The sequence below is a fragment of the Amycolatopsis sp. CB00013 genome (assembly GCF_001905755.1).
Taxonomy (GTDB): Bacteria; Actinomycetota; Actinomycetes; order Mycobacteriales; family Pseudonocardiaceae; genus Amycolatopsis; species Amycolatopsis japonica.
Genome location: NZ_LIWC01000001.1, coordinates 101,033 through 113,353 on the forward strand (window position 1 = coordinate 101,033; position 12,321 = coordinate 113,353).

General features: G+C 68.2%; 12 protein-coding genes. 4 read left to right on the forward strand and 8 right to left on the reverse strand.

Annotation, left to right across the window (positions count from 1 at the left end):
- Positions 1-84: 84 nt before the first annotated feature.
- Positions 85-714, reverse strand: coding sequence for a TetR/AcrR family transcriptional regulator (locus tag AMK34_RS00470; RefSeq protein WP_073842264.1), 630 nt, complete (start codon positions 712-714; stop codon positions 85-87).
- A 98-nt stretch (positions 715-812) separates the two neighbouring features.
- Between AMK34_RS00470 and AMK34_RS00475 the strand changes: the two genes are divergently transcribed.
- Entirely contained in the window at positions 813-2,255 is a 1,443-nt protein-coding gene (locus AMK34_RS00475; protein ID WP_073842265.1) for an MFS transporter, read from the forward strand.
- Positions 2,256-2,272: 17 nt separating this feature from the next.
- Positions 2,273-3,508, forward strand: a complete 1,236-nt coding sequence (locus AMK34_RS00480) for an FAD-dependent monooxygenase (RefSeq protein WP_198941612.1) — start codon at positions 2,273-2,275, stop codon at positions 3,506-3,508.
- On the opposite strand, the gene AMK34_RS00485 is transcribed toward AMK34_RS00480, so the two are convergent.
- Both AMK34_RS00485 and AMK34_RS00490 read right to left on the reverse strand, forming a co-directional pair.
- Positions 3,447-3,884, reverse strand: coding sequence for a hypothetical protein (locus AMK34_RS00485; RefSeq protein WP_241832646.1), 438 nt, complete (start codon positions 3,882-3,884; stop codon positions 3,447-3,449). The genes AMK34_RS00480 and AMK34_RS00485 overlap by 62 nt on opposite strands.
- A gap of 259 nt (positions 3,885-4,143) precedes the next feature.
- The gene (locus AMK34_RS00490) at positions 4,144-4,584 is read right to left on the reverse strand and encodes a PPOX class F420-dependent oxidoreductase (protein ID WP_073842267.1); all 441 of its coding nucleotides are present in this window, start codon (positions 4,582-4,584) and stop codon (positions 4,144-4,146) included.
- Positions 4,585-4,769: 185 nt separating this feature from the next.
- Between AMK34_RS00490 and AMK34_RS00495 the strand changes: the two genes are divergently transcribed.
- Positions 4,770-5,549, forward strand: coding sequence for an endonuclease I family protein (locus AMK34_RS00495; protein ID WP_073842268.1), 780 nt, complete (start codon positions 4,770-4,772; stop codon positions 5,547-5,549).
- Here the strand turns inward: AMK34_RS00495 and AMK34_RS00500 are convergent.
- Together AMK34_RS00500 and AMK34_RS00505 are read right to left on the reverse strand one after the other, a co-directional pair.
- Positions 5,540-6,037 (reverse strand): GNAT family N-acetyltransferase, encoded by a 498-nt coding sequence (locus AMK34_RS00500; protein ID WP_073842269.1) that lies wholly within the window; start codon positions 6,035-6,037, stop codon positions 5,540-5,542. The genes AMK34_RS00495 and AMK34_RS00500 overlap by 10 nt on opposite strands.
- A 34-nt stretch (positions 6,038-6,071) precedes the next feature.
- Entirely contained in the window at positions 6,072-6,875 is an 804-nt protein-coding gene (locus AMK34_RS00505; RefSeq protein ID WP_073842270.1) for a dienelactone hydrolase family protein, read from the reverse strand.
- A gap of 72 nt (positions 6,876-6,947) precedes the next feature.
- Between AMK34_RS00505 and AMK34_RS00510 the strand changes: the two genes are divergently transcribed.
- Positions 6,948-7,919: a GlxA family transcriptional regulator gene (locus tag AMK34_RS00510; protein ID WP_073842271.1), complete on the forward strand. Its 972-nt coding sequence runs from the start codon at positions 6,948-6,950 to the stop codon at positions 7,917-7,919.
- 42 nt (positions 7,920-7,961) lie between these two features.
- Here the strand turns inward: AMK34_RS00510 and AMK34_RS00515 are convergent, their stop codons facing one another.
- From AMK34_RS00515 to AMK34_RS00525, 3 genes are all read right to left on the reverse strand, one after another.
- On the reverse strand, positions 7,962-9,902 hold the full coding sequence (locus AMK34_RS00515) for an NPCBM/NEW2 domain-containing protein (RefSeq protein WP_073842272.1): 1,941 nt from the start codon (positions 9,900-9,902) through the stop codon (positions 7,962-7,964).
- A 77-nt stretch (positions 9,903-9,979) separates the two neighbouring features.
- Complete coding sequence (locus tag AMK34_RS00520) at positions 9,980-11,620, reverse strand: DHA2 family efflux MFS transporter permease subunit (RefSeq protein ID WP_073842273.1); 1,641 nt, start codon at positions 11,618-11,620, stop codon at positions 9,980-9,982.
- Positions 11,617-12,210, reverse strand: coding sequence for a PadR family transcriptional regulator (locus tag AMK34_RS00525; RefSeq protein ID WP_038515089.1), 594 nt, complete (start codon positions 12,208-12,210; stop codon positions 11,617-11,619). The genes AMK34_RS00520 and AMK34_RS00525 overlap by 4 nt, the downstream gene beginning before the upstream one ends.
- Positions 12,211-12,321: the final 111 nt, after the last annotated feature.

The following is a 12,321-nucleotide window of genomic DNA, read 5'->3' on the forward strand; positions in this document are numbered from 1 at the left end:
CCTGGCACGCTACGGATCCGGCGGCCGGGAATCGTCACCATGCGGAGGACACCCGCGGGTAGCTCTCAAGGGTGACAAGGCGCGTCAGCGGTAGGCACGCAGGAACACGTCCACCCCGTCGGTGAGGATCTCGAGGATCTCCGCCTTGCCCACCGTCTGGTCCTCGTCCGTCACGTCGAGGACGAGGCGCATGGTCAGGGCGACGAAATGCTGCATGGCACGTCGCGGGTCACTCACCCGAAGCTTGCCGTCCGCCGCGAACTTCGCGAACCGTTCCTCCATCATCCGTTCCGGTTGGTCACGTGCCGCTTTCGGCAACCGCGGCGCCACCGGGGCCTGGGAACTCAGCCGCCGGAACGTCGCGTAGTCCGACGTCGGGAACATCCCGGTCGTCACCCGCCGCGCGAAGCCGAGCAACGCGTCGCGGATGTCGCGGTCTTCGGTGAGCTCCTCGTCGATCGCCTTGCGCACGGTCGCGACCACGGCGTCGTTGGCACGGCCGAGGACAGCGCGGAAGAGGGTCTGCTTGTCGCCGAAGTGGTCGTAGACGGTGCGTTTGGACACCCCGGCCCGTGCGGAGATCGCGTCGACGCTGGTGAGTTCGTAGCCGTCCGACACGAACAACGCCTCGGCGGCGTCAAGGATCGCCGCCTGCTTGGCCTCGGCCTGCAGACGCCTGCCCGGGGTTCGCGCGGTCGCTCGCGGGGTCGCCATGTTCTCATCGTATTCTCAGTTCCAGAAAACTGCACCGTGTAGTGTAGTTTTTGAGGCGGGGGGCCCGCCTTTCCCTGAATCCCGCACAAGGAGTCTTCATGCAGGAGAGCAGGATCGGCGCAGGACCACACACCAGGTGGAGCGGGCGGCTCGTCGGCCTCGTCGCGGTCCTGGTGCTCGTCAACTTCATGGTCGACACGGCGATCACCGCGCCGCTGCTCGTCCTCCCGGAAATGCTCGACCATTTCGGCACCGATCAGACGGCGTGGCTCAACGCCGGCGCGATGCTGGCGGGGGTGATGTGGGCGCCGCTGCTCGGCAAGAGCGCGGACGTGCACGGCAAACGCAAAGTGCTCGTACTGACCTTGCTGCTCAGCTGCGCGGGTGCGCTCGTCTGCGCGGTGGCACCGAATCTGTGGGTCTTCGTACCCGGACGTCTGCTGCAGGGTGCGGCCGTGGCCGCGTTGTTCCTTTCCGTCGCGATCGTCCGCGAGCTCTGCGCGCCCCGGATCGCGATGGTCGTCGTCGGCATCGTGACCTCGGGGTCCGCGGTGCTCAACATCGGTTGCCGGTTCCTCACCGAGAAACTGGCCGCCGAGTTCGGCTTCCAGATCTTGTTCGTCGTCTCGGCCGTCGTCGCGATCGCGATGGCGATCTGCGTGCGCGGCGTCATTCCCGAATCCGTGGTCAGGACACCGGGCCGGATCGACGTCGGAGGCGCGCTGCTCCTCGGTGGTGGCCTGGCCGGAGTGCTCGCCTATGTCAGTCTCGGCTCGGAGTTCGGCTGGTTCGCCCTCGCTCCGCTGGTTCTGCTCGCCGGTGGCGGCGCCGCGTTGGCGCGGTGGCTCCTGGTTTCGAGCCGCAGGCCCGATTCGCTGATCGACATCCGGAACATCGGGGCGCCCTTGGCGCTCACGTTGCTCGTGCTCGTGCTGAGCACCGGCTCCTACCAGAGCATGCTCCAGCTCATTCCCCTGGTCAGCGACGTTTCGGCGGACCAGGGCCTCGGGTACGGACTGGCCGGCCAGGGAGCGCTGGCGCTGCTGCTCGCGGCGCCCGGCGTGGGCGTCATGATCGGCGGCCCGGTCGCCGGGGTGCTCGCCACCCGGGTCGGGCCGGCGATGACCTTGGCGGGCGGAATCGCGCTCGGAACCGTGGGGACCGTCGGGATGTTCGCCGGTGTCTCGCAGTTCCCGGTCGCCGTGTTCTTCGCCTTCCTGCTGGGTTTCACGGTCGGCGTACTCGGGACCTCCGGCTTCAATCTGGCGGGCAGCCTCGCGCCCGCCGAACGACAGGGCATCGTCTCCAGCCTGGTGATGGTCGTCGTCGCGATCGGTTCGGTGGTCCTGGATTTCGTGGGCGCCGCGGTGCTCAAGTCGACCGCCGTAGCCGTCGGCGGCGAAACGGTGAACTCGGGAACGGGTGTCTTCAGCTACATCACGATCGCTTCCGTCGCCTTCGCGATGGCCGCGGTCCTCGTCGTCTTTCTGGTGCGAAAGTCGCGTTCCGGCAAGGAAACACAAGCACTGGCGTCTCTCTGAGAGAAATGAGGAAACCCATGAAGGGCACGGTTCTGGTCTCCGGCGCGAGCATCGCCGGACCCGCGGTCGCGTTCTGGCTGCGACGGCACGGATTCTCGGTGACGGTGGTGGAAAAGGCGGGCGGGCTGCGCGGCGGCGGCTATCCGATCGACGTCCGCGGCACGGCGTTGGAAGTGGCCGGCCGGATGGGAATCCTGCCGCTGCTTCGGGAAGCTCATATCGAGACCCGTTCCCTGACCTTCGTCGACGCCGAGGGCGGCGAGGTCACTTCGCTGAATCCGCAGACGGTGACCGGCGGGGTCGACGGACACGACGTCGAGGTGCGACGGGGCGATCTGGCGGAAATCCTGTACGGAGTCACGCGCGATGACGTGGAGTACGTCTTCGACGATTCGATCGCAACGCTCACCGAGCACGAACACGGCGTCGAAGTCACGTTCCGCGGCGGAACGCGGCGCGAGTTCGACCTGGTGGTGGGAGCCGACGGCCTGCACTCGCGCACCAGGGAACTCGTTTTCGGGCCGGAGCACCGATTCCACCGTTATCTGGGATATTGCTTCGCCGGATTCACCATGCCCAACGAATTCGGCCTCTCGCGGGAGGGCGTGATCTGGAACGCGCCCGGCCGAGGGGCGGCGCTCTACGCGGTCAAGGGAAGCGACAAGGTGCACGGATTCCTGGTCGCCGCCCGCCCTGAACCGCCGTACGAGGTACTCCGCGATGCCGGCGCGCAACGTGACCTGATCGCCGCGACCTTCGACGGCGACGGCTGGGAGATCCCGGCCATGATCGGCGCCCTGCGCGACGCGGACGACCTGTTCTTCGACACCGTCAGCCAGATCCACCTGCCGCGCTGGTCCCAAGGTCGGGTCGGCTTGGTCGGCGACGCCGCCTACGCGCCGTCGTTCCTGACCGGACAGGGCACCAGCCTCGCACTCGTCGGGGCGTACATGCTCGCCAGGTCAGTGGCCACCACCGGCGCTTTCGACGCCTACGAACGGGAGACGCGGGAGTTCGTCGAACTGAACCAAGCGCAGGTCGGCGTGGGCGACGCGGCGCTCTTCCCGGTCACCGCCGAAGCCCTGGCGCGGCGCGACAACCGGCTTCGGGGCCTGACCGCGTTGGCGCCGGATACGGGACGTCCGGCGCACACTGCTCTGGTGCTGCCTGATCTGTCGCGTAGCCGCGGGGTCAGCGCGGCATCAACGTCGGTGCCGCTGGGATCGAGTCACGGTCCACGGAAAAGACGGTGAGGAAGTAGTTCGCGGTAGCGCAATTGACGTTCTCCCCGCCGGTGAGTTCCGCCCTCAGCGTGTCGCGCTCGATGGTCATTTCGGCGCCGTCCTCGGCGCAACCGGGCATGACGAAGGCGAAGGCGCGCCGATCGGACGGCGGTGCGAACGACAAGGCGGCACGGACTTCGTCCGGCTTCGCGACCTTGGCGCCTTCCAGGATGCGCTGGAACTCCTGCCCCTCGGCCGTCCCCAGTTCCGCGGACTTCAACCCCGCCGGCCGAGGGGCCGAGCCGAGTTCCACGAAAGCCTCCAGCTTCACCTGACTTGCGCCGGGCCCGGTGCCGACGCCGCATCCCGCCAGGACCAAGAGGAGGCACACTGCGATCCATCTCATGTGCCGAGGACGTAGTGGACGGGTCATTCGGTTGCGTCGCCTTGGTCTCGAACCGGCATCTGGCCGCGAAAGCCTCGGTGAGGCGTGTCGCCAAAGCCACTTTCGGGACATCTAACGTCGCGAAAGTGGCTTTCGCGACACCTGGCCGGACGCCTGGGTCGACCGCTCGCGCCGGCGTTGCGAAAGCCACTTTCGCAACCTTCAACGTCGCGAAAGTGGCTTTCGCAACGTGCCACCAGCGCATGCGTCCACAAAGGACTCACTGAGTCGGGCCGAGACGTCCCCGCCGGAAAGGCTCGACCCCGACGACATGGCGGACGCGGGTCGGCTCGACGAGAACCTTCACCCGCCGTTCTCCGGGAATTCGCCATTCGAACCGATCGGTGCCGACGTATTTCTTCGCCAGCCGGTCCATGCAGCGATCCGCCTCGTCGCCTTCGACGAACTCGACGGCCCGGCCGTGGATCACCACCCGGTCGTAGGGATCGACCGTGTCCAGGCACGACAACGAGACACGAGGATCGCGGCGCAGGTTCTCCTCCTTCACCCTGCCGATGGCGGTGTTGAACACGATGAAGTCGCCTTCGACGTCGATCCACATGGGGGAGACCTGAGGCGAACCGTCCTGGTTCACCGTGGCCAGATGCCAGAAGTTCGGTGCCACGACCCAGTCGCGGATCTGCTCGCTCAACTCGGCCACACGGCCCTCCGGTGAGTCACGATCAGAACGTCGATTGTCGCGTGACCGGCGGCGGATGTCACCAGCCGAAAGTGGGTGTTGACAGACATGACAGTATTTTTCCAACTAGCTGACTAGTGCGTTGTCAGGGCCGTGGTCGAGCGGACGACGATCCGGGCAGGCGCCTCTGGGGAGAGGAACTGTGCATGCAGCCGACCCGCCGTATCTCCTTCGTTCTCGCGCTCGGCGCCGCGGCGGGGCTCGCGTTCGCGCCACCGTCTCTCGCGGGGCCGGTGTCCGGTGACGACTACTACCAGGACGCGCTGGGCAAGACCGGTCCCGAACTCAAGGCCGCGTTGCACAAGATCATCAGCACCAACACCAAACTGACCTACGACCAGGTGTGGGACGGGATCAGGGCCACCGACGAGGATCCGGCCAACAAGGCGAACGTCGTCCTGCTCTACAGCGGCCGCTCGCAGGCGAAGACCGCCAACGGCGGGGGAGTCGACGACTGGAACCGGGAACACGTCTGGGCCAAGTCACACGGCGACTTCGGCACGGCCGTCGGGCCGGGGACCGACCTGCATCACCTGCGCGCGGAGGACGCGTCGGTCAACAGCACCCGCGGGAACAAGGACTTCGACGCCGGAGGCTCTCCGGTCGAGGAGGCGCCCGGCAGCCTGACCGACGACGACTCGTTCGAGCCGCGGGACGCGGTCAAGGGCGACGTGGCGCGCATGATCCTGTACATGGCCGTCCGCTACGACGGCACCGACGGTTTCCCCGATCTCGAACCCAACGACGCCGTCGACAACGGCTCCAAGCCCAACATCGGCCGGCTCTCGGTACTGCTGACCTGGAACACCCAGGACCCGCCCGACGCCACCGAGCAGCGCCGGAACCAGGTCATCTACGACCAGTTCCAGCACAACCGCAACCCGTTCATCGACCACCCGGAGTGGGCGGCCTCCATCTACGGGTAGCCGGTGAGCTTCCGGAAGAAGCACACCCGGTCCTGGCCGGGGCCGTCGTAGTCGCCGTGCACGGGAAGACCGTCGATCACCCGGTCGCCTGCTTCGAGCGTGAACCCCATGGCGCGATGGAAGGCGATGGATCCGGTGTTCGCCGGGGAGGTGATCGCGCGGACCTCCGTGCGGCCCTCCTCGGCGGCGTGCCGGAAGAAGGCCGTGTACAGGCGGCGCGCCGTCCCCTGTCCGCGGAGTTCAGGATCCACTCCGACGAAGTGGATGTACGCCTCGAAGTCGTTGTCAGGGGCGTGAAAGCCGACGAGAAACGCCCTGATGCCGGTTTCGTCTTCCAGGACCAGGCTCGTCCTGGAGAAGAACTGCAGGAACAGCTTGGGCAGCAGCAGCGAGAGTTCGCGTGCTTCGGCGGGGGTGCGCGAGTCGCCCCACCACCGCTGGACACGGTCGACGATCGCGCTGTGGTCGGCGACGTCGGCTCGGCGCATGTCGTTCTCCTTTCGATGCCATGGCCGTTCGTTTCTACAGGCGCTCGGTGAGGAACGCGAGGATCTCGTCCCTGGCCCGCACCGTGGGGTGGCCTTCGGCGTCGACGAAGTGGGCGGTCACGACGCTGTGCGGGCTGCCGACCACGTCACGGAAGAACGGCGGCGGTTCGGTGTTCGCGGCGGTGTCCGGCAGGACGCGCCCGTCGAAGGCGTCACCGAGGAGAGCCTGGTAAGCGGCGAACCGCTGTCCGGTGCACCAGCGGTCGCCTTCGAAGCGATACGCGAGCACCTTCAGGCCGTCGCGCGCGATCCGGTCTCGGAGCGCGGCCGCGTCCTCGTCGCCGAGTTCGAGGCCGCCCGGGTCGTCCAGCGGCAGTGACGGGTGGTTGACCACGGGGGCGATCACGGCGGGTTCGAGTGCCATGGTGAGCGCGAAGTTGCCGGTGAAGCACAGGCCGATAGCGCCGACGCCGGGGCCGCCGCATTCCGCGTGGGCGATCCGCGCGAGCCCGCGCAGCCACCGGGTGACGGGGCTGGTGCCGCCTCCGGCGAACGCCCGGAATTCGGCGCTGACGCAGGCTCGGCGGACCACTTCTTCGCCTGCCTCGGCGGCGGGATAGGCACCGTCGACCCCGAAGAGTGACGGGACGTACACGGTGAACCCCGCGTCTCGCACCCACCGCGCGAACCGGAGGACGTCAGGACTGATGCCGGGCATTTCCGGCATCAGCACCACGCCGGGGCCGGAACCCGCGACGTGAACCGTCTTCGTCACGCCGTCCACCTCCACCGGGCGGTGGGAGAAGTCGGCGATCGCATCGTCGGAGTGTTCGCGCATGGCAGCAGCCTCGACCAGGGCCGCGATCAAGGGAATGGGCCGGATCGCCGGATATCGGGGTAATCTCGCCACGTGTTGCGAGTCGGTGTCCTGGCGTACCCGGGCTGCTTCGCGTCCGAAGTCTTCGGTGTTCCCGATCTGCTCACCATGGCCACGTACGTCGCCGGCCCGGACCATGCCGGGTACGAGGTTTCCGTCGTCTCGCCCCGCCGCCGTGTCGTCGCGTCGGGCGGTGTCACGTTGACCGTCTCGCCGCTGCGCGAAGTCGACGTCCTCGTCGTGCCGGGATTCGAGCACATGCTCGGCCAGGACATCGGCGCGAAGCTGGCGCGTCTTGCTGGAGAGGTCGAGGCGATCCGCGCCCACGCGGCCGCGGGCAACGTCGTCGTCTCGATCTGCGTCGGCGCGTTCCTGCTCGCCGAGGCCGGGCTCCTCGACCATCGCCGCGTCACCACCTCGTGGCTCTTCGCGGACGAGCTGGCCCGGCGTCGTCCTGAAGCCCTGATCCAGCCAGAGCATCTCGTCGTCACCGACAGGGGAGTCACGACGACGGCGGCCTTCAGTGCCATGTACGACTTCGCGCTCGGACTGATCCGGGAACACAACGGTGCCGAAGTGGCACGGAAGACGGCGCGGGTGGCGCTGGTCGACGACGCGCGGTCTTCGCAGACGCCGTACGTCGACGCGCGGCTGCTTCCCAGGCCGGGCAACGGGTTCGCCCGCCCGGTCATGCGATGGCTCGACCAGAACCTGGCCGCCCGCTACGACCTCGCCGCGTTGGCCGGACGGTTCAACGTCAGCACCCGGACGATGTTGCGGAGGTTCGCGGCGGAAGCCGGGCAGAGCCCGCTCGAATACCTGCATTCCGCACGGGTCCGGCGCGCCCGCCACCTCCTGGAGACCACGGACCGCACGGTCGCCGGGATCTGTGCCGCCGTCGGCTACCGGGACCCGGGGACGTTCGCCGCTCTTTTCGCGAAGCACACCGGGCGGCGGCCCAGGGACTATCGCGCCGCCTTCCGACGGTCGTCGCCCGGTCCGTGAAGGCCTCCTTAAGGGGGCCTTCACGGACCGGCCACCAGAGGCTCAGCAGCTGATGTACGGCATCACCCAGTCACCCCAGTCATCGGCCGAGCCGTCGCCGGCGTCGTCCACGGCGAGCGCGAGCACCTGCACACCCGTCAGTGGCACGACCAGACGCTGCGCGGCGTCCCCATGCCGCATGTCACCCGTGGCCTCCAGCTCGACGCCGTCTCCGAGCACCCGGAACCCGAGTGTCCCGTTCGGCCCGCGGTCGTCGACACCGACGGTCGCGGTGAACTGCTTGCATTTGCCGCCGAGGTAGTACCGCACGACCGACGGCGCGTGGGCCCCCAGCCCGCCGCGCGTTTCGACCTTTCCGTTGATCGTGAACGGATGGCCGTTGTCGATACTGTCCCGCTCCACCGGGCCGAGGCCGTTCTCCGTGGAGATCCACGGCTGGGTGCTCAGCAATCCGTTGCTGTACGGCGGATTCGGCGCGAGCATGAGCGGCGACTCGGCCGACGCGGTCGCGGTCCGCGGGCCCTGCGCGGTCGTGTAGGCCACCGTGGCCGGCATCTTGAACGGCTCGGTCGCGGTCGAAACCGGACGCAGCGTCACCGCGGTCTCCCAAGTGGAACCCGGTTCGACGGTCTCCGTGGTCGCTTCGGCGGGGCCGTCGAACTGCCACTGCGCGGGCGCGGTCAGGCGCAAGTGGGCTCCGGTGATCGGGGTCGTGCCGGAGTTGGTGAACTTGACCGTGGTGGTCACCGGCTGGGACGGCGGCACGGAGTCGGGCAGGTCGACGGTCAGCGACGTCCGCGGCGCGGCGGTCACATTCGTCGGCCACACCCGCAGCACGGTGGCGGCGTGCCGCCCGACGGTGCCGCCGAGCGCGCCGGTCGTCACGGTCTCGTCGCCCGTCCACAGGTCGCGCACGCGATATCCGGCCGCGGCGGGGAGTCCGGCGTCGGCAACGGACGTGGTGATCGGCGCGGCGAGCTCGCCGCGGTTGAACAGCACGAGGACGGCCGAGCCGTCGGACATCGGTTTCGTCCACACCTCGGTCCAGCCCGTGTCGCGGACCTTGTGCCCGGCGACCCCCGCCCAGTCCTGCTGGACGGCGATGATGTCGCGGTTGCTCATCTCGGCGGCGGGGAGCGTGGTGTCGGCCGTCAGCGCCATGTCGGCGACCAGCGGCGCGTTGAGCACCGCCCACAGCCCGAGTTTGGCTTGGCGCTCCGCGGTGTCGAGATAGCTGAAGGTGAACGGGCCCGGCATGTTCCAGCCGCCCGGGCCCTTGTAGCCGTCGAGTCCGTACTGCTTGTCGAGACTGTTCGCCGAGTAGCCGAAGTTGGTGGTCGAGTTCTTGTAGGTGCGCCAGACCTGTGCGCCCGCCGCCCGTGCCCACAGCCACGGCTTCTGCTCGCGGTCGTAGTCGTCGATTTCGAGGGTGATCGGACGGCCGGTGCGCTTGATCGCGTCCGCCATCTTCTTGACCCGCGCGGGCGCGTCACCGTTGACGCTGTAACAAGTGTCGTAGCGCAGGTAATCCGCGCCCCAGTCGGCGAAGGTCCGGGCGTCGAGGTCTTCGTGGTCGAGTGAGCCCGCCGCCTGACGGCTGCAGGTCGTCGCCCCCGTACCGCTGTAGAAACCGATCTTGAGCCCGCGTGAGTGCACGTACTCCACCAGCGCCGGGATGCCCGACGGGAAACTGGCGCGGGCGGTGAGCTTGCCGTCGGCGTCGCGCTGAGCCGCCTGCCAGCAGTCGCCGAGCATGACGTACTCGTATCCGGCGTCACGCAGCCCCGAGCTGACCAGCTGGTCCGCCGCGGCCTTCACGGCGTTCTCGCTGTATTGGTAGACGCAGTAGGGATCCCCAGTCGCCCAGGTGATTCCCAGCGGGGGTCTTTCGCCGGGAACCGGATCGGACGGTGTATCGGCCGCCGCGGGGACGGCCGTCGCGAGCAGGAAAAGGGCGCAGAGAAGTACGAAGAGTCGTCGCATGGTTCCCCTCCGGAAAAGCAGACAAGACTTCCAGCATCGTCTCGCCGCTTGCCCCTGGTCAAGAGGGGTTTTTTGCCCTAGCGCGCCGGGGCGGACAGCTGTTCCGCCGTGCTGTCCGGTGCGGCCGGAACCGGTGGCTGCCTGCGTTTGGCCAGCAGTGCGCAGACCGCGCCGAGGAGCACGGCCGTGATCGGCAGGACCATCGCGCCGTGCATCGCCGCGACGTAACCGCCGGAGAACACCTCGTTCGCCGCCGCCGTGATCTGCCGGGCGACCGCGGGGGTGGTCCCGCTCGGGACCGGCACCGCGGTGCCCGCCTGCAGTTCGGCGAAGTCCAGGCCGCTGCCGGTGGCACGCCGTACTCCGTCGACGAATTCCCCGCGTACCTCGGGCGGCAGCGTCGCGGCCACCGACTCGGCGCGCGTCAACAGGTTGCCGACGAGCTGATTCTGCAGCAGCACACCGAAACCGGCGGTGCCGAGCACGGCGCCGATCTGCCTCGTCGCGTTCAGCACCCCGGCCGCCGACCCCGCCATCATCGGCTGCACGTCGTACATGGCCACCGTGGTCAATGGTGCGAACGTCGCGCCGAGTCCCAGCCCCATCACGATCATCGCGGGCAGCAGTGTCCACACCGTACTGTCCACAGTGGACGTCAAAGAGAAGATCAGCAGGCCGAGACCGAACAGCAGCAGGCCGGTGACCACGATCGGCTTGCCGCCCACCTTGTCGCTGAGCCTGCCCGCGTACGGGCCGAGGACCACGGAGATCGCCGACATCGGCAGGCTGATCATGCCCGCGGCCAGTGCCGAGAAGCCCAGCACCGACTGCGCGTAGAGCTGGAAGCCGATCGCCATGCTCATGATGCCGACCGACAGCCCGATGGCGCCGGCGTTCATCAGGCTGAAGTTGCGGTTGGTCAGCAGCGCGAACGGCACCATGGGCGTGCGCGTGCCAGGCCTGCGCTGGGTGAAACCGAACGCGACCAGCAAGGCCACGCCCGACACCAGCAGCAGCGGGATGCTCACGAAGGACCAGATCGTCCCCCAGTGGTAGCGCTGTCCTTCCTGCAGGCCGAAAGCCAAGCAGGACAGGCCGAGGATGACCAGTACCGCGCCGGGGACGTCGAAACGGCCGGTCCTCGGCGGTTTCGCCCCGGCCGGGATGATCATCGGCGCGAACACCAGGATCAGGATCCCCAACGGCACGTTGAGGGTGAAGATCCAGCGCCAGTCGAGCACGCCGACGAGGAAGCCGCCCAGCGGCGGCCCGGTAATGGTGGCGACGCCGGCCACCGCGCCCCAGACGCCGAGCGCGGTTCCGCGCCGCTGCGGCGGGAAGATGCTCATGATGATCGACATCGTCTGGGGGATCAGCAAAGCGGCGCCGAGGCCTTGCAGTGTGCGGGCCGCGATGAGCTGGCCGGGATCCCGCGCCAGCGCGCACAGCAGGGACGCCAGCGTGAACACCGCGACCCCGGTGAGGTAGACGCCGCGTTTGCCGAACAGGTCGCCGAGCCTGCCGCCGGTGATCAGGAAGACCGCCAGCACCAGGACGTAGGAGTTGCTGACCCAGAGCACCTCGTTGTAGGAGGTGCCCAGCCGCTCGACGATGTTCGGGATCGCGACGCCGACGACCGTCGTGTCGAGCAAGGTCATGAAGAACCCGAGACAGAGGGCCACCAGCACGGCCCAGGGATTCCCCCGCAGTTTCCTCATCCGTCCGCTTTCTCTTCGGTCGCTGATTCGCCGGGCTGCCAGTCCAGGCGTCCTTCGTGGATGTCCTGGACGATCGCGCGTGTCAGGTCCAGGTCGGCGCGCAGATGCGCCTGCAGATGCCGGATCTCGACGATGTCGATCGCCGCCACGCCGCGTTTGACGAGCGCGTCGCTCCCGGCCGTCGCCGACGCGAGCGACGCCTCCAGGAGCACGGCCCGGCGCTCGAGCTGGGCGACCGCGTCCTCCTTGGGGAGCAACGACATGAAGGCGAGCGCGGCACTGTACGTCGGGTACTCCGGCTGGAGCGTGGAAAGCAGTTCCCGCAGTCGTTCGAGGGCGACTTCGCGCCCTTCGTCGGTGATCGCGTAGACCGTCCGCTCCGGGCGCTTGCCCTCGCGGGTGGTCTCGACCGTCTCGATCAGCTCGGCCTTCGCGAGCACGTCGAACGTGTGATAGAGCGCGCCGTGGGTGACCTTGATCAGGTGATCGAGTCCCTCTTCTCGCAGGCGCTGCCGGACTTCGTAGGGGTGTTGGGGTTGCCGGCTGAGCAGTCGCAGCACGGCCAGCCCGAGGATGGTCAGGGTTCGCAAGGGCGCTTCTCCGATCTGGTCCGATCAGTATAGTCTAAACAGACTAGTTTGTTCGGACGGGTCTGCGATTGGGGCGCGACCAGGGCGGACGCAGAAAACCCGCGCCGGGAG